Annotated in this window: 18 protein-coding genes and 1 riboswitch; of the genes, 1 reads left to right on the top strand and 17 read right to left on the bottom strand. The window is 41.0% G+C overall.

Features of this window, described 5'->3' with window-relative positions; genetic code table 25:
* On the bottom strand, window positions 1-1,176 hold the full coding sequence (locus WC882_02875) for a glycosyltransferase family 4 protein (GenBank protein MFA5842592.1): 1,176 nt from the start codon (window positions 1,174-1,176) through the stop codon (window positions 1-3).
* A gap of 65 nt (window positions 1,177-1,241) precedes the next feature.
* Here WC882_02875 and WC882_02870 point away from each other — a divergent pair, with 65 nt between their 5' ends.
* A complete protein-coding gene (locus tag WC882_02870; GenBank protein MFA5842591.1) occupies window positions 1,242-2,675 on the top strand; it encodes a flippase in 1,434 nt (477 codons plus the stop codon).
* A gap of 4 nt (window positions 2,676-2,679) precedes the next feature.
* On the opposite strand, the gene WC882_02865 is transcribed toward WC882_02870, so the two are convergent.
* From WC882_02865 to WC882_02790, 16 genes are all read right to left on the bottom strand, one after another.
* On the bottom strand, window positions 2,680-3,648 hold the full coding sequence (locus WC882_02865; protein MFA5842590.1) for a glycosyltransferase family 2 protein: 969 nt from the start codon (window positions 3,646-3,648) through the stop codon (window positions 2,680-2,682).
* 15 nt (window positions 3,649-3,663) lie between these two features.
* Window positions 3,664-4,422, bottom strand: a complete 759-nt coding sequence (locus tag WC882_02860) for a cephalosporin hydroxylase family protein (protein MFA5842589.1) — start codon at window positions 4,420-4,422, stop codon at window positions 3,664-3,666.
* A gap of 12 nt (window positions 4,423-4,434) precedes the next feature.
* A complete protein-coding gene (locus WC882_02855) occupies window positions 4,435-5,787 on the bottom strand; it encodes a glycosyltransferase family 4 protein (protein ID MFA5842588.1) in 1,353 nt (450 codons plus the stop codon).
* 8 nt (window positions 5,788-5,795) lie between these two features.
* Window positions 5,796-7,019 carry a class I SAM-dependent methyltransferase gene (locus tag WC882_02850; GenBank protein MFA5842587.1) on the bottom strand — a complete coding sequence of 408 codons (1,224 nt, stop codon included), beginning with the start codon at window positions 7,017-7,019 and terminating at the stop codon, window positions 5,796-5,798.
* A complete protein-coding gene (locus tag WC882_02845) occupies window positions 7,006-8,025 on the bottom strand; it encodes a radical SAM/SPASM domain-containing protein (protein MFA5842586.1) in 1,020 nt (339 codons plus the stop codon). Before WC882_02845 ends, WC882_02850 begins: the two co-directional genes overlap by 14 nt.
* Before the next feature lie 48 nt (window positions 8,026-8,073).
* Window positions 8,074-8,952, bottom strand: a complete 879-nt coding sequence (gene rfbD / locus WC882_02840) for a dTDP-4-dehydrorhamnose reductase (GenBank protein ID MFA5842585.1) — start codon at window positions 8,950-8,952, stop codon at window positions 8,074-8,076.
* Window positions 8,934-9,482: a dTDP-4-dehydrorhamnose 3,5-epimerase gene (gene rfbC / locus WC882_02835; GenBank protein MFA5842584.1), complete on the bottom strand. Its 549-nt coding sequence runs from the start codon at window positions 9,480-9,482 to the stop codon at window positions 8,934-8,936. The genes rfbD and rfbC overlap by 19 nt, the downstream gene beginning before the upstream one ends.
* Window positions 9,483-9,488: 6 nt before the next feature.
* Window positions 9,489-10,739, bottom strand: a complete 1,251-nt coding sequence (locus tag WC882_02830; GenBank protein ID MFA5842583.1) for a class I SAM-dependent methyltransferase — start codon at window positions 10,737-10,739, stop codon at window positions 9,489-9,491.
* On the bottom strand, window positions 10,708-11,811 hold the full coding sequence (gene rfbG, locus WC882_02825) for a CDP-glucose 4,6-dehydratase (protein ID MFA5842582.1): 1,104 nt from the start codon (window positions 11,809-11,811) through the stop codon (window positions 10,708-10,710). The genes WC882_02830 and rfbG overlap by 32 nt, the downstream gene beginning before the upstream one ends.
* A 21-nt stretch (window positions 11,812-11,832) precedes the next feature.
* Window positions 11,833-12,609 (bottom strand): glucose-1-phosphate cytidylyltransferase, encoded by a 777-nt coding sequence (gene rfbF / locus WC882_02820; GenBank protein ID MFA5842581.1) that lies wholly within the window; start codon window positions 12,607-12,609, stop codon window positions 11,833-11,835.
* Window positions 12,610-12,666: 57 nt separating this feature from the next.
* Window positions 12,667-13,467, bottom strand: a complete 801-nt coding sequence (locus WC882_02815; GenBank protein ID MFA5842580.1) for an S-methyl-5'-thioadenosine phosphorylase — start codon at window positions 13,465-13,467, stop codon at window positions 12,667-12,669.
* Complete coding sequence (locus WC882_02810; protein MFA5842579.1) at window positions 13,460-13,975, bottom strand: adenine phosphoribosyltransferase; 516 nt, start codon at window positions 13,973-13,975, stop codon at window positions 13,460-13,462. The genes WC882_02815 and WC882_02810 overlap by 8 nt, the downstream gene beginning before the upstream one ends.
* Window positions 13,965-14,939 carry an S-methyl-5-thioribose-1-phosphate isomerase gene (mtnA, locus tag WC882_02805; protein ID MFA5842578.1) on the bottom strand — a complete coding sequence of 325 codons (975 nt, stop codon included), beginning with the start codon at window positions 14,937-14,939 and terminating at the stop codon, window positions 13,965-13,967. Before mtnA ends, WC882_02810 begins: the two co-directional genes overlap by 11 nt.
* Window positions 14,860-15,432, bottom strand: coding sequence for a class II aldolase/adducin family protein (locus WC882_02800; protein ID MFA5842577.1), 573 nt, complete (start codon window positions 15,430-15,432; stop codon window positions 14,860-14,862). Before WC882_02800 ends, mtnA begins: the two co-directional genes overlap by 80 nt.
* A gap of 6 nt (window positions 15,433-15,438) precedes the next feature.
* Window positions 15,439-16,584 (bottom strand): methionine adenosyltransferase, encoded by a 1,146-nt coding sequence (metK, locus tag WC882_02795; GenBank protein MFA5842576.1) that lies wholly within the window; start codon window positions 16,582-16,584, stop codon window positions 15,439-15,441.
* Between the two features lie 56 nt (window positions 16,585-16,640).
* Window positions 16,641-16,767, bottom strand: a riboswitch (SAM riboswitch).
* 56 nt (window positions 16,768-16,823) lie between these two features.
* Window positions 16,824-17,756: a UDP-glucuronic acid decarboxylase family protein gene (locus tag WC882_02790; GenBank protein MFA5842575.1), complete on the bottom strand. Its 933-nt coding sequence runs from the start codon at window positions 17,754-17,756 to the stop codon at window positions 16,824-16,826.
* Window positions 17,757-17,776: the final 20 nt, after the last annotated feature.

Raw genomic sequence — 17,776 nt, 5'->3', positions numbered from 1 at the left:
TTAAGAAGATTGAAGCGCTTTGGTATAAATTTCTTTTAAAATTTTACGACGATGAGCTTGCGAAAATTTCCCGGACACCACGCTTTCATAAGCATTTCGGCTCATTTTTTCTCTTAAATCAGGGTTGACGATTAGCCCTTCAATCGCTTTGGCTAAACGATCTACGTAATCTTTTGGGGGATACAAACATCGTTCTGCCCATTTTTGACGATCATCGAATGATTTTAAAGTGGAAATATAATTTTTATCAAAAATGGAAAAATAATTTTTAATCACTTTCCCTCGCACGCCATCCTCTACAAGATCTTCTCCTGCATATCCATCCGTGGTGACACAGGGTAATCCATAAGAAAAGGCCTCTAAAAAGACGAACCCAAAGGCCTCAAAATGACCGGGCATTACAAAAATATCCGCTTCTTTGTACATTCGGATGAGTTCTCCCCTGGATTGCGGCTCTCCAATGTGAATATTGGGGTGATTTTCAAACTGTTTTCGAATGGATTCCGGAGGATTTGAAGCCATATACAAATGAACATTGTAAGATTTTGACAATTCCTCAGTGGCTAAAAGCGTTTCCATACCCCCTTTAGTATCAAAAATGGTGGACAGAAAGAGAAGATTTACGCGATCTTTTTGAAAAGTCCTTTGCACCGGTTTCATGGCTTCCAAAGTTAAGGGAACCACTTGGATCTTTTCTCTAAACCGAGAGCAATCCAGTCCGTTAAGAATACTTTTTTGTGCCGACTCACTCCAACACAAAATGCCGCGGCACGCCTTGCCTGCAAATAATTTTTCAAAAAATCGTTGATTGCGTTTTTTGTCAAAAACACGTCGATTGTACCAGGTCAACTGAGTGACTTCCTCAAGATCCATCACCCAAGGGATTTTTTTATTCAAAAGAGGATGATGAGTGCTGTGAATCAAGTCTACTTTTGTGGAAGGCCGAATATAATGAACTTTAGGGAGTTTTAATGCTAAAAGGAGGTGGAAAATAAAATTTTGGAATCCCTTCTTTAAGAACCCGAAAAGGTTCTTGGGAGAACGAGCGTGAACACCAATGGTTTTAAAAAGAGCTGGGTTAGAAGCGATGTATTGAAAACCTTCCGGCGCGCATTTGGCCTCTTGTTTATGAATATTATGAACCTGAGATCCAGTATAAAAATAAACGTTTTTCAAGAGAAGATTGTTAGAGGGCTGCATTATAGTTTATAATCCACGCCACACGCAACGAAACCCATCTTATGACCTCGACTTTTCGTACCATTGTTTTCAACAGTTTTTTCCGCGCCATTATTGAAGGGGTCAAAGCGGTTAGTGGAATCGCATTGGTCGTTCTTCTCGCGCGCCTTTTTGGGCCAGAGGAATACGGTCGATTTTCTTTTGCATTGGCGCTTACAGGATTTGCTTCTATCGTCATGAATTTAGGGCTTCCCACCACTTTCGTGAGAGATGGAGCGCGAGACGAAAAATTTTTACGTGAAAATTTGATCACTGCCCTTTTCATGCAAGGCATCGCTTCCTTTCTCATATTTCTTGCGCTCGTCGGCGCTATTTTGATTTTTCCCGTATTACGCCAAGACGCCCTTCTCCTTATGATCGCGCTTTTTTATACCATGTTCAGTATCATTACAAATTTTTTGTATAGCGCTTTTCAGGCGGTCAATCGCATGCACCTTGAAGCCATTGCCATTGCGACTCAATATGGATTTCTGATTATTTTTGTGCTTTTCTTTCTGTTTAAAAAAGGGACGATCGAGGAGGTGATGTTTGGTTACTTAGGCGCAAGTGTATTGGGGGGAATGATTACCCTCATCTTGATAAGAAAATATCTTTTTTCATGGATATGGCAGATCAACTGGAAGATGGGGCGCATTCTTTTTTCGCAATCGTGGCCCCTGATGGCAGGGAGCGCTTTAAGCACCGTGTATTTTTCTCTAGATTCCATCATGTTGCGTTTTTTCAAAGACAGTGAAGCGGTAGGGATTTATAGCGCCATGTATAAAATTGTTTTTGCGTTTTGGCTTCTTGCCTCCTTGTACGGCTACAGCATTGCCCCGGTTTTTTCCAAGCTTTTTGCACACGCTCGAGAGGAATTCATGTCGGTTTACAAACGGTCGGTTCAACTCATGGCAGGGTTGGGTTTTTTCTTTGGGCTGGGGATTACTTTTTTTGCTCGTCCCATCGTTGAGCTCTGTTTTGGAGAAGCATATCTTGTGGGAACCCTGACGTTGCAAATCATGATTTGGTCCATCATGGTTTTTTTGGTGGGAGGGATTCTGTATGGGGCGTTGATTGTGGTGGGCAAACAAAAAGACCTGCTTTGGAGCGTATTATTAAGCACTTTATTGAATTTTATATTTAATATGATTTTAATCCCGTCGTGGGGAGGGGAAGGCGCCGCTACCGCAACGGTCATCGCGCAAATTGCCCAACTTTTATTTAATATTTATTTTTTAAGAGGGATTATTCCTATCAAGTTTTTCCCCATGATCGCTAAGCCAACATTTATGGCATTGGGGTCGGTGGCCTTATTTTTTACTCTTTCCCTTGTTTTACCCCCCGTTCTCGCCGCTTCTTTTGCGATGGCAACGTATGTGGCTTTGATTTTTATCGGAAAAATCATCCATCCTCAAGAAATTCGCCAAATGGTGAAAGTGTTGATGCGCCGAGAATAAAATTTTACGATTTCTTCACGATTTGTTTTTTGGCAAGACGGAATAGCCCGACAAAAAAGGAAAACAATAATTTCAGGGCCCAGAACAAACGACTCCCCCAAAAATAAAACAATCGATAGGTGTTGAAAAAATACAAACGAAATCGGTCCCAAACAGAAGAGAACGATTTTTGGATAAGGTCATTAATAACACGGTAGAAAAAAAATGCGTAATACGGAGTTTTTAAAAAATGCAACATTTTACGGAAAAACAGTGTTCGATCCCCAAATACACTCAAATCTTTTACCGTACGTTCCGGTTTAAAATCGTGCCCGTGGCATCTTTTATGCCAAAGAAGTTTAGGAGTGCTCACAAAAGGCCCCTTAAGGAGCATATCAAACAAGAAAAAGGTATCCATAGAGCTATATTGAGGAGGAATGCCTTCAAATGGTTTCAAAATCACATGATTCAGTAAATATTTTTTTTTAAAAAGTCCATAGGTGTAATTACATTTGCCTCCTCGATCTAAAAGAAATCGTTTAAAACGATGATACTTGTTTAAATTTTCATGCTCTGGGAATAAAGGAGGATGAAATTGAAGAACTTCTCCTGAAAATGTGAGATTATCATGTGCGCAAAAAGCAACAATCGCTTCAGGATTTTCAATATGTAATTCAACGAGTTCACGGATGAACTCAGGTTCCCATTCATCATCATCCGCGGCCCACATAAAATAGTCTCCTTGTGCAGCATCAACTAAAAATTTAAAATTGGCTCCACCAATATTCTCTTTTTGACGAATATAACGAATGCGTGGATCACGGGCCGCATATTCTTCGCAAATTTCCGGGACCTTCCCATCCGTTGAAGCATTATCGGAAATAATGAGTTCGAAATCTTTATAGGTTTGATTAAGGAGAGTGTCCAAGGTCCGTCGAATGGTCTTAGACCCATTATAAGTAGGAAGCCCAATAGAAACCGTTGGTTTTGACATATTAAAAATAAATTTTTAACCCTTAATTCGTTTCAAATATCCATCGGGGGATCCGGTAATAATCAATTTTGATTCAATGATTTTATCGATTTCAAAGTCATGATTTTCTTTCAAAAATTCCCAAACTGCTGTTTTAGGATTATTCCCTTTGCCCCAAGGGCGATTCGAAGTGCTTCCTTCAGGCAAATCTTCAACGCCCGTATCTCCCACCATACAATAACTGCCAACGCTTATCATAGGGGCGTAGGCCCTCAATTCAGCGAGAACGTGGTCATGCGTATGGTTGCTATCCAAGCAAACGAGTACGCGTTTTTTGGTTCTCGCAAATGCGGCTACTTTTTGAACGATTTTTTCATCAATACTAGACCCTTCAAACATGGTGATTTTTTTACTCAGAGGATGGTCAAGAATCGCTTGTTTATTATGAGCGCGAATATCAATATCGATTCCGATCACGTCACCCTTTTCTATGGAGCCACAGGCTTCTAAAATAGCCAACATAGAAGCACTAAAAATAATAGACCCTCCCCACGCGATTCCGGTTTCGATGATGAGATCTGGCTTAATCTCCCAGATGATTTCTTGCAACGCCTGTAAGTCTTGGGGGGCCTGAATAATGGGAACTCCAAGCCAAAAAAAGTTATACGCATATTGGGCCTTTACCAATTGTTCATGAAAACTTTGCCAGGTTTTTTGAAGAGCCTCATTTTTACGATATGAATTTGCTCTTTGAATGGCTTCGAGTCGGAATTGTTTTATAGGATCAGTATTCATGTGATTTTTAGATTATTTATTCTTAATATCTATCATGATTTTCCCCCAAGCGACAAGGTTTTTATCTCCCGGGAAAAACGAATTGTAGTGATGCACGGTCCCTCGGGTGAGGGCTTGCCACGTAGGGGATTGTCCCAATTTTATTATTTCTTTTCGCCATTTTTCACGGTTTTTTTTATCGGTAGCCTTGCAATAAGCCTTAAAGATTTTCCCGTAACTCCCAAGGGATTCTAAAAATACATCCTGAGTGGATATCCTTGAATTCTTTTTAGAAATATTCCATTTTTTATGTGTTTTGGGGGAAAGAAGAGTTTTATTAAAAATAAATTCCCATTCTTTGGCCATTTTATCCGTAGAGAAAAAATCGAGGGCATATTCTTGAGCTTTTTTAGACAAAGAATTTTTTAATTTTTTATTTTTATATAAAGCCTGAATCGCATGGATATAAGCTTTCTCATCTTTAGCAACCCTTCCAGTAATTCCGTTTTTTATCATGTGCTTTTCCATAGGGTTTGAAAGCACCACAGGGACCACTCCCGCAGCCATACTTTCCGCCAAGACTTGATCACAGGTGCCATAATGATAAGGAGCCAACGGATACCCAAATAAATCAAAAAGGCAGAGGTATTTTGAAATATCGGAAATAGGCCCTGTAAAATCAAATTTTTCAGCAATCCCTAATTTTTGAGTTTCTCGTTTAAGTTCCTGTTCTTTGGGCCCCCCACAAACGATAAAATGGACATCGGGAATTTTAATGCCAGCACAAATTTTCAAAAAATCAGGATGCATTTTACAATAATCTACGGTTCCAATGTATCCGATGTTAAAGCCTTTGTGAGGCTTGGGTTTTACGTTTTCAACATGGCCTATCCCTCCGGTAGACCAGATCACTCGTAATTTTTTTTTGTTTTTATCCGAAAGCGCTTGAATTTCCGGAGTCTCAAAACTGAGAGGGGTGGTAAAAACAAAAACTTCAGGATAATGAAGGATTTTAGGGGTGAAAACATAAGGAGGATGAAATCCTGAAATATGACTCCATAAAATCAACCTACAAGGAGGTAAAGGGCTTTTCACCAAGAAATCATATAAAAGAGGATGGTTCCACCAATGGATAAGCACAATGTCCGCTTCAGCGATCATTTTAAGAAGTTTTTCTTTTTTCCCAGACATTTTATCAAATAATTTGAGCCCTATATTTTGAGCAACATCTAGGGAGTGCTCGTTCGCGTCATCCAAGCAGGCAACCGTGTGTTCAAAGTCACGGTTTTTTATAGCTTTCGGGAAATAACCCAAAAGGACTCTTCCAACTCCTCCTCCAAGATGGGGAGTAATATGAAGAATTCTTTTAATTAAATTTTTTCGCATAGAGGGATTTAAATCTCTACAATCTGCCCCTGGTACCTCATTTCAAAAAGGACTTTTTTAATCGGAGAAGTATGAGCGATCGCAGTGATCAATAACGCGGAATTCGCGGGAGCTTCTTTTAAAATATTTTTATCATGGATCGATTTCTCTTCAACAGAAAAAGTGCTTTGCTTGAGTGAGTTGGTATCAATAAGTCCAACAAGATTGCAATTTTTAAGTCCCGCAGAGGCATAAAGGTATAAAAATTCACGTCCAATACCCCATGCATACAACGGTTTTTTAGAATTTATAAATTTTTTTATAAGAGCTTTTTTATTATTCAATTTTTTAAGGTCATTCGCAATGTATTGTTCCATTTCTTTTTTAAGCTTAAAACAATTTTCAGTCGTATGGAGCTGTCCCTTTTTATTTGTTTTTCGAAAAACAACATTTAAATTTGGCAAAATCATCTTTTCACTCATCATCGGCGTTTCAGCTTCACAATGAGTGACGAATTCAAAGCCTTCAAGCCCCGCCAATAACTTAAGATGTTCAAGGTCAAAATGTTGAATGTGCTCTCGCATAAGGAACCAAAAGAAATCAAAAAAATACAGTTTGTCATACCTCGAAGCATCGGGGACTCCAATACACAGCAATCCATCCTCCGCTAAAACTCGTTTTGCTTCTTTAAAGACTTGGATAGGATCCACCAAGTGTTCTACCACTTGATCCACCACAACTAAATCAAGAGAATTTTCGTCAAAAGGGATAGATTCGGCACTCCCTAATTTAACCGTGTAAATCCCCTTTTTCTTTGCATAACTAACATAGTCCTCGATGATATCAACTCCATAAAGTTTAGTGAGCCCTTTTTGATGTAAATAATCAAGAAATCCCCCCATCGCACAACCCACATCCAACGCACGAGAATCTTTATGAATATAAGGAGCAACCAAGTCATACAAGAGAGCGTGCCTTTTGCAGGTAAAAGAATTGGTGCTCCCCGGGCGATCGCCGACTTTATCGGTCGAGCTCATATTCACTGGGCCGTATTCCTCATTATAATATTTCATGAGCCCCGTAATGTCCTCTGAAGATAAATCATTATAAATATGACCGCATTTTTCACAGGCGTTGATTTTTACAAGTGAATAAAGAGTTGAAGGGTCTAAATTCCCGCAATCCAAATTTAATAAGCGAAAAGCTTGGGCTGATTTGCAAATGGGGCAGAGCGTCTCTTTATTTTCCTCCATGGCTTTTTTCTAGTTTAGATAATAGTTCTTCCGCATAAGGATCAATGTCATCCGGAAGTCCATGAGACATTTGGCCGCATTTGCCACAGAAGAAATGTTCTTTCCTTTTTTTCTCCAAAAACATTTTTTGATAATTGAATAATTTCTCTCCATTCCATATATCCTTAACGCTTTCTTCTCTCGTATCACCAATAATGAGTTTTTTAGACCAATCTAAGAAACAAGCACTTGCCGTTCCATCCGAGTTGATCGAGAAAGAATAAAAAACATAAGGACAAACTTTAACTTCTTTAATTTTTTGTCCATAGATACCAAAAGCTTGATTGACCATGACTCCTTTCAATTCAAATTCAGGCCAACACGACATCACGTGCTCAATGAATACGCCATCGGCGATATCTCCAAACACATCGTAAAATCTTTTTTTATCTTCTTCGGTAATGGTGTCTCCATTGATTTTGATGATGATTTCACATTTTCCTCGATGTTCATAAAGATGTCGAATATTGGCAACCAATTGATCGAAGTCGATTTTATATCCTGAAAAGTCCCAATAATGTTTTTCGTTCACTCCCTCGATAGAAATATTAATGCGATCGAGTCCGGCTTCAATAATTTCAAGATTTAATTTTGGGTTGAGAAGAGAAGCATTGGTGGTGGTGTCGATCCTTTCCGCGCATTTTTTTTCTTTGGCGTAGCGAACCATGTCGGCAAAACGAGGATTCAACAACGGTTCTCCATCTTTATAAAGGCGTAAAACTTTAATGGGTTTTTCGAATTCACAAATATCATCGATGATTTTTTTATAAAGATTAAAGTCCATGGGCTTAAGGGCTCTGCCCATTTTTTTGAGCAATATTCGATCGCTGGAAGGGCAAAATTTACACTTAAAATTGCATAAATCACTCGGGTCTACAAAGATAACAAAAGGCACACGAATAGGAATGACGGTTTCCAGTTTTGTCCGATTCACCAGGTCGATGCGAGGTTTAATTTTTGCTTTCATGGAGGGATTATTTAAAAAATAAATTTTATTTATAACGAAAGAACTACGTTATTTTTGCATGGAATTCAAGAAATCCAAATAGGATTTTAGCCCTTCTTGCCAAGAAGGCAACTCCACTCCGAGCGCCTTGGCTTTTGTGTTTTCCAAAGCGGAAAACAGAGGGCGCTTCATGTCTTTATCCAAACCACCTCGATCCACGGGTTTTAGGGCTATTTTTATGTTTGATAATTTAAAAATTTCTTTCGCAAATTCATACCAACTGCAATCCCCTCGATTTACGAGATGATAGATCCCGGAAGGAACCTCTCGACTTAATAATTTTAAGGTGGCTTTGCTTAAATCTCCGGCATAGGTGGGGCTGACTCTTTGCTCTGAGCTTACTTCCATGGCATTTTGGTTTTTCGTATCTTTTAAAAGATTTAAGACAAAATTTCCACCTTTTTCAGGACTGCCTGTTTTCCCTCCGTATAAACCGCACGTTCGGATCATAAAAGTACCCTCAGGGTAGGAACTCAAAGCCGCGTATTCTCCGGCCAGTTTCGAAAGGCCATAAACCTGAAGAGGATGAGGTAAGTCGGCTTCCAAGTAGGGGGCGCTTTTTTTGCCATCAAATACATAATCGGTGCTGTAAGTGACAAAAGGAATGCCTATTTTTTTACATATCCTTGCTAGATTTTGAACCGCAATAAAATTGACCTCTAGGGCCGGTAAAGGATTTTTTTCACACAAGGGAACCACATGATAAGCGGAGGTGTTGATTAAAATCGCAGGGTTAATTTGTTTGATTTTTTCTTCGATTTGCAAGGGCTGGGTTACATCCAATTCTTCTTTATTAAACGCAATAATTTCAAATCCAAAAGAACTCGCATCGTTGAGGAGTTCATGGGCGAGTTGGCCGTTTTTACCGATTAAAAGGATTTTTTTCATGAGGTTTTAATGAAAGACCAATTTTTATCTTTCTCAGAGAGGGAAGGATTTTTTACCGGCCACTGAATATTAAAAAAGGGGTCATTCCAACTCACACCTTTACTGTGTTCAGGTGAATAAAATTCAGACATAAGATAAGAAACCTCACAATCATCGGTTAACGTTTGGAGTCCATGTGCACATCCCTTGGGGATATAGAGCATTTTTTTATTGTCTCCGGTCAGCTCCTCGGTCACCCATTGACTGTAGGTGGGCGAGTCTTTTCGTAAATCAATCGCCACATCATAAATCGAACCTTTAAGACATTGAACAATTTTCGCTTCCGCCTTAGGTTCGACCTGAAAATGTAGGCCGCGAATTGTGCCTTTTTTTAAAGTAAGAGTTAAATTAGTCTGTGCAATATTGAATTCAATCCCATGAGACTCTAACTCTTTTTGACAAAAAGTTCGGGTGAAATAACCTCGTTCATCCCGAATGAGTTCGGGTTCAATGCAATAGACGCCTTTAATTTTAGTCTCTGTGAATTTCATAAAATTTTAAATAATCCTGACTTCAGGGATGGGAACAATAAATTTTCCACCTCGTTTTCGATAGGCCTCCAACTCGGGCATATGAATGATTTCGTCTGCAATATTCCAGCATAGTACTAGAAGGTAATCGGGTTTTTCTTGGTCGATTTTATCTAGGGCATGAACTAAAAAGTGAGTGCCAGGCGTGTACAACCCTTGTTTGGCTTTTGATTTATCCACCAGGAAATCGAGCTCCCCTTTCAAATCGAAATAATTCAACAAAATATTGCCTTTGGCCGGCGCACTGTAAGCCGCTATTTTTTTACCTTCTTTTCTCAATTGTTTGAGCAAGGCGATAAGCTCGGTTTTCAGGGTATTCACATGGGTGTTGATTTTTTGATAAGTCTGAATTGTGTCAAAGCCTTCCTTTTTTTCTTGCTCGACGAGATCGTTCACGTTTTTACTCGTTGGAAAAACGCCAGGATGAGAAATAAAAATTCGTAAAGAACCGCCTTGCACCGGCATCATTTCCACATCATAAATTTCCAATTCGGCAGTTTTAAATAGATAAATCAAGGCCAGCAAGGAATAATAAAAAACATGCTCGTGATAAATGGTGTCGAATTTATTCTCCATGAGCCCTTTCAAGTAAGGGAATTCAAACACCGCAGTGCCTTTGGGCCTGAGGAGCGTTTTGACTCCTTTAACAAAATCCACAATATCGGGAACATGGGCCAATACATTGGCTCCGAAAATAAGATCCGCCTCGGTTTGATCTTCGTCGTGTAATTTCTTTGCCAACGCGGCATTGAAAAAAGTGGGAATCGTGGGCAAACCACGTTGGTTGGCAATTTCCGCAATGTTTTTTGCAGGGTCAACTCCAAGGATTTTGATCCCAAGCGCTTTGAAAAATTGAAGTTGCGCCCCATCATTGCTCGCGATCTCAAGAACTAAATTTTGGGAAGTAAGGCCTAAGCGAGACGTCAATGTTTCAGCCGTGTATTTACAGTGTTCAAGGAAGGAGGTTGAAGTGGAAGAAAAATAAATATAATCGGAAAAAAGAGCTTCGGGCGGAGCAATTTCCGTCAGTTGAGCCAAATAACAGTGCGGGCAAAAGGCAACCGTGAGGGGATACATTTTTTCTTGAGAAATTTCATTTTTTTCGAGAAATGAATTGACCAATGGCATGTTCCCCAAAGAGAAGAAGGGGATCACCTCGGTCTGGCACACGCGACAGAAAATGGGATTAGAATCATGAATCATGGAGGAGTTTTTCATAAGAAATAATTTGTTGAAGTGTAATCTCTGCCATAATTTTCTTCTCAAAGAAGGCTTTATACCAAGTTATCGATTCTTCCAAAGCAACCTCGGGTTTCCACAAGGGACTCCATTCTAATTTTTCTTTAGCTTTTGAGCAATTTAAAGCAAGAAAAGGCGCTTCATGCAGAGGCGGGACAGGATCTTTTTGCCACGATTCAGGGCTGCCCCAAAGGGAAAGGAGATTTTCCACGACCCATTGTACGGTTTTTTGATCTTCATCATCAGCTCCAAAATTCCATCCTCCGGAAAAGGCGCGCCCCTTTTCATATAAATGTTGGGCGAGCAAAAGATAGCCATGAAGTGCATCGAGCACATGTTGCCAAGGACGAGTGGCTGCCGGATAACGTAAGACAATCGGTTTTTGAGTGGTTAAAGATCGAATACAATCCGGGATCAGGCGATCCTCGGCCCAATCGCCGCCGCCAATAACATTCCCGGCCCTTCCCGAGGCAAGAGCTAAATTGGGTGCGACCGAGTTTTTTTCTTCAGGGTTAAAATAAGATCGAATATAGGCTTGAGTGACGAGTTCGGAACATCCCTTGCTGGAGCTGTAAGGATCATGTCCACCCATGGGATCTTCTTCTCGATAACTTTTTTGTTGGGTGTTTTCATAGCATTTATCGCTTGTGATATTCACCACCGCACGAACGGAGGGAGTGGCGCGACACGCCTCAAGAACATAAACCGTGCCCATGACGTTGGTTTCATACGTGCCAACCGGATCTCGATACGAAGGCCTTACCAACGCTTGGGCCGCCATGTGAAACACGATTTCGGGTTGATGTTTTTTAAACGTATCCTCCAAGGTTTTTCGATTTCTGATATCGCCAAAAATAGAAACGATTTTTTTATCTAGCTCTACAGTTTCCGAGAAATTGGGGTTTGTGGCCGGAGGCAATGAATACCCAATCACTTGTGCCCCGAGCGCATGGAGCCAAAACGCAAGCCACCCACCCTTAAATCCGGTGTGCCCTGTAATAAGGATACGTTTACCGCGATAAAATTCATGTAAGTCTGAAAGGTGTTTCATAGGGCTTATCACAAAGTGCATTTACCAAATTTTCCAGGCGGCCTTTTCTTCATTCCATAATCGATTCAAATACTCCATATCTCGAAACGTATCCATGCATGCCCAAAATCCGGCATGTCGGAAAACTTTTAATTGTCCTTCTTTAGACAATTGTTCGAGTACGCCGTACTCTAAGTCACACGAATCCTCGTCCTTAAGACGATCAAAAATCGCTCGATTAAAAACAAAATATCCTCCATTGCTCACAATGGAAGTGTTTCGAGGTTTTTCAACAAAACTGGCGGTGCTGTCAGGCCCTATGGAGATTTCTCCAAACTGAGAAGAAGCCGTGACCCCGGTTACGGTTGCCATTTTTCCGTGACTCCGATGAAAAGCAATCAGCTCTGGGATGTTGACGTTACTGACCCCATCTCCATAAGTCATCATAAATTCATCTTCATCAATATATTTTTCAATTTTCTTCAATCGGCCCCCTTTAAGGGTTTGTTGACCGGTGTCCGCTAACGTGATTTTCCACCCCACTTCGTCATGGCGTTGATGAACAATACGATTCTCAGGCTTCCCCAACTCAAGAGTGACATCGTTATTTAATAGTTCATAATTTTGAAAATATTCTTTAATCATTTCGCCTTTATATCCTAAAGCCAAAACAAAATCTTTAAACCCGTAGTGGGCATAAACTTTCATGTTATGCCACAAAATAGGTCTGTTACCGATGTGGACCATGGGTTTGGGACGAAATTCAGTCTCTTCTTTTAAGCGAGTCCCTAATCCGCCGCAGAGAATAACCGTTTTCATACGTCTGAAATTAAGTGGGTGAATGGAAAACTTTAATTGGATAGTATCTCAAAATCTCTAATTTAGAAACGCATTTTTCATCGCCGAATGGCATCGGCAGGATTTCCCAATCTCTATTTTTTCAATGATTGCAAAAAGCAAATTACGCAATTTTTCATTATTTTCCTTGAAAGTTCTTAAAACTTCTTCAATGGTAACGGGCTTAATCTCGGGATAATCACTCAGGCCTACATCGTAATCGGTAATCAAAGCGATGCCCGAGTAGCACATTTCAAGCTCTCTCGCCAAAATGCATTCTGGATATTGAGTCATATTGATCACATCAAAACCCGCGGAAGAAAACCACTTGCTCTCCGCTTTTGTGGAAAAACGAGGGCCTTGGATTACAACCACTGTGCCTTTGGGATGGATTTGAATTCCCAGTTTTCGGCCTTCTTCCACTGCGATTTTCCCAAGATTTAAACAATAAGGTTCCGCGGCTTCAACATGAGCGACTTTTGGGCCTTCAAAAAAAGTATCGATACGCCCCTTGGTCCGATCCACAAATTGATCACAAACCACAAAATCGCCTGGTTTTATATCCGGACGCAAACTTCCTGAGGCGCAAGGGCCCAAAATAAATTGAACTCCCAATTGTTTGAATGCCCACACATTCGCTCGATAAGGGATTTGATGGGGAGGATAAATATGGCCTTTTCCATGACGAGGAAGAAAGGCCACGTTTTTGCCTTTATATTCGCCAAGAGTGATTTTGCCGGACGGTTTGCCGTAAGGGGTGTCCATTTCAATGGTGTGCGCATTTTTTAAAAAATCATAAAAACCCGATCCGCCCAAAATACCGATGGAAGCGCTATTCATATTGGATTAAAGTTAAGGTTTTATAATTTTTAATTTTCTCCCCACCGTTTAAAAAGGAAAGGTTGATCAAAAACGCAATCCCGCACACTTGTGCGCCAAGCTTTTCCACCAAACCGCAGGTGGCTCGAACGGTTCCGCCTGTGGCAAGAAGATCATCCACAATTAAAACTTTTTCTCCTTTATGAAGCGCATCGTTATGGATCTCAAGTTCCGCCGTCCCATATTCAAGTGCGTATTTTTCGGAAAGGGTTTGATACGGGAGTTTCCCTTTTTTCCGTACAGGAACAAATTTTAGGCCCAATTGGTAAGCGATGACACTGCCAAAAATAAAACCTCTTGAATCAATACCCACCACGGCTTCAGCTTTTTGTTGGCGTGCAAATTCCAACATTTGATCCATGGCAAATTTAAAAGCAGAAGGCGTTGAAAGGAGAGGAGTGATGTCTTTAAAAATAATTCCCTTTTTAGGAAAATCGGGGATATCGCGAATATATTTTTTAAGATCCATAAGAGAAAAGATTAGAGATTTTTTTAAAAGTTGGATTTTTAATAACTCCTTTTTCCGTAACAATACCCGTGATTAAATTCGCAGGGGTGACATCAAAGGCCGGGTTGTAGACTTTTGCTTTAAATTTTACCACTTCTTTCGGGTTGCGTTCTTCGATGGGGATTTCTTTCCCGGATTTCAAGGTAAGATCAAACGTGGAAAGGGGGGCTGCCACATAAAAAGGGACCTGATGAGCTCGAGCCGCAAGCGCAAGGCTGTACGTGCCGATTTTATTCGCCGTATCTCCATTGGCTGCAATGCGATCCGCTCCAACAATAACCAAATCCACTTTTTGTGTGTTCATCACGTGCGCGGCCATGTTGTCACAAATGATGGTCGTATCGATGCCCGCGTGAGTGAGCTCCCAATAGGTGAGGCGCGAGCCTTGAAGGAGCGGCCTTGTTTCATCCGAAAAGACTTTTAATTTCTTGCCTTTTTCATGTGCAAAATAAAGGCAGGCGAGCGCCGTACCATAATCCGCAGTGGCAAGCCCTCCCGCATTGCAATGAGTAATAATCGTGGCCCCATGGGGAATTAATTTTTCGCCATTTTCTCCAATTCTTCTACAAATTTTTTTGTCTTCCTCAAAGATTTTTAAAGCTTCTTTTTTTACATTTTTTTTAGCGATTTTAATATTTTCATTTTCATCCACGACTTTCATAATTCGATCCAGGGCCCAAAACAAATTGATTGCAGTGGGTCGTGAACTCCCTAAATATTTCGCACTTTTTTGCATTTCGCGTTTGTAGGCAGAGTAGTTTTTTGCAGATGATTTTTCGGAGGCAATCAGTAGTCCAAATGCCGCCGCGATCCCAATCGCCGGAGCGCCTCGAATTTTTAATGTTTTAATGGCATCCCAAATTTTTTCAACCGTTTCACATCGAATGATTTTGTATTGTTGGGGTAAAAGCGTCTGATCGATCATATGAGCGGCCCCATTTTTCCATTCAATCGTCTTTACAGGCATTGTGGATTTTGATTATCAAATCAAGGGTTTCATCCAAAGAAGACCCAAGCGCGATGATACCATGGTTTTTCATGAGGATGTAAGGATGCTTCCCGAGAATTTTGCCAACCTCATCCACTAAAGCTTGGGTGCCAAAAGGTTTTTCTTCTTTCGTGATAGGTAAATGAAGTGTTTCTCCTTTTTTAAGAACCACAGAGTCATGAAGATGAATAATCCAATGAATCTCTGGCCTTTGTTCATAAATAAAAGCGTGAAGCTTTGTTTCAGTTGAAGGATTATTTTTGGGATCGGGGGCGACGAAATCCTTTTTTTGAATTTCATTTAGAACCGCCCCCGATTTTGTGATTTGAAATGCATCCCCTTTACGGAAACTGATGTTCCCGAAGGGGCTTATTTTAGGTTGAATCAACCGTACCACTTTACGAATTTTTTCGATTGGGTTTGTGTCCATTGAGTTTTAAGATCGAAGTCCTGCATCGCTTCTCAACGCATCGACTTTATCGAGTTTTTCCCATGTAAAAGATTCTTCTTCTCGGCCGAAGTGCCCGTACGCCGCTGTTTTTTTATAAATCGGACGGCGTAAATCGAGGTGAGAAATGATGCCACGCGGGGTGAGGTCAAAATGTTTCCTCACCAATTCAACGATGAGTTCATTTTTAACCTTTTCAGTCCCGAACGTTTCCACAAAAATGGAAACCGGTTCCACGACTCCGATGGCATAAGCGATTTGAATCTCGCATTTGTCAGCCAAGCCTGCAGCCACAATATTTTTAGCCACATAGCGAGCCGCATACGCGCCCGAGCGATCCACTTTGGTCGGATCTTTCCCCGAGAAACATCCTCCTCCATGGCGACCCATGCCGCCGTACGTGTCCACGATGATTTTGCGACCTGTGAGTCCGGAATCCCCCGGAGGCCCACCAATAATGAATTTCCCGGTCGGATTGACGTGATACGTGGTCTTGTCATCGAGGTATTCACTGCAAATGGGACGAATAATGGTTTCAATCACATCCTGCCGAATTTGATCGTAAGACACATCGGGTCCGTGTTGGGTGGAAACCACGACTGTATCGATACGTTTGGGTTTGCCGTTTTCATATTCAATCGTAACCTGACTTTTTCCGTCGGGGCGGAGGTATTTGAGTCCGCCTTCTTTACGAACTTTAGCCAACTGGCGAACCAATTTATGCGAAAGCATGATCGGAAGAGGCATGAATTCCGGGGTTTCATTGATGGCAAAACCGACCATCATCCCTTGATCCCCGGCGCCTTCGCGATCCACACCCAAGGCAATGTCCGGACTTTGTTCATCAATCGCCGTGAGAACGGAACATGCTTTATAATCGAATCCATAGGTTGCGTCCGTATAACCGATTTCTCGAATGGTTTCACGTGCCAATTTGGGGATATCGACATAGCATGTGGTGGTGATTTCCCCGGCCACTAAAACCAGCCCGGTGGTTACCAACACTTCGCACGCCACACGACCGCGCGCGTCTTGACCCAAAACCGCGTCGAGCACGGCATCGGAAATTTGATCGGCAATCTTGTCAGGATGCCCTTCGGTCACCGATTCCGAAGTGAAGAGATACGTAGACATAAAAAAAGAATAAAAAAATAATCTTTCGCGAGAAAGATTATGAAGTGAATATTCCCACATTATCTTCCCCGCAAAAGGGGTCGGAGTTAGCACCGTGCTTGCCGGCTCATTTTACGTCAATGAGATGCAAACGGGTTGCTGTGGAGTCTACGGGCCGAATCCCTCGTCCACTCTGGATAAGCGAATTTTCAATGCATCATTTATAAAGGCCAAAACGCTCGTTGTCAAATTTTTTGGCGTTACTCTTTACGAAACCAATCGAGAGTCAATTGAAGCCCTTTTTTTAATTCCACTTTGGGTGAAAAATTCAATTTTTCATGCGCCAATGTGATGTCCGGGCAACGCACTTTGGGGTCATCTTTAGGCATGGGCCGATACACTAATTCACTTTTAGATTGAGTCAATTGAATGATCTTTTCAGCCAGTGTTTTGACAGAAATTTCATGCGGATTGCCAAGATTCACAGGGCCTGAAAAATCAGCACACTCCATCATACTCATGAACCCATCAATTAAGTCCGAAACATAACAAAACGATCGTGTTTGAGAGCCGTCGCCATAAAGAGTGATTGGCTCATTGTTTAACGCTTGGCTAATAAAATTCGGGATCACGCGACCGTCATTTTTTCGCATAAACGGGCCATACGTATTAAAAATACGCACGATTTTTATATCCAAATTGAATTGATTTTTATAATTCATAATCAAACTTTCAGCGAATCGCTTGCCTTCGTCGTAACAGGAACGAGGGCCGATGCAATTTACATTTCCAAAATAATCTTCTCTCTGAGGGTGTTTTAAAGGATCACCATAGACCTCCGAGGTGGAGGCATGCAGAAAAATAGCCTTTTTTTGAACCGCTAAATCGAGCATATTTTTAACGCCTTCAGCGCACACCAATAACGTTTCTATGGGGATATTTTGGTAATCCACGGGGGAGGCGGGACAAGCTAAATTATAAATTTGATCAATAGGTCCTTTTATTTTAATAGGAGTAGTGATGTCGTGTGTGATGAGGTGAAAAGCTTTATTTTTTATAAAAGGTTTTACGTTTTCTCTGTTCCCGGTACAAAAATTATCAACGCAAAAGACAGTATTCCCTTTTTCAAGCAAGGCTTCACATAAATGACTTCCGATAAATCCGGCGCCGCCTGTGACTAAACTGATTTTCATAGAATACAATATTTAACAAC

Source organism: Candidatus Gracilibacteria bacterium (genome assembly GCA_041658685.1).
GTDB lineage: Bacteria > Patescibacteriota > Gracilibacteria > UBA1369 > UBA12473 > JBAZZS01.
The sequence above is the reverse complement of the archived record's forward strand: the minus strand, read 5'-3'. Positions and strand labels throughout refer to the sequence as shown.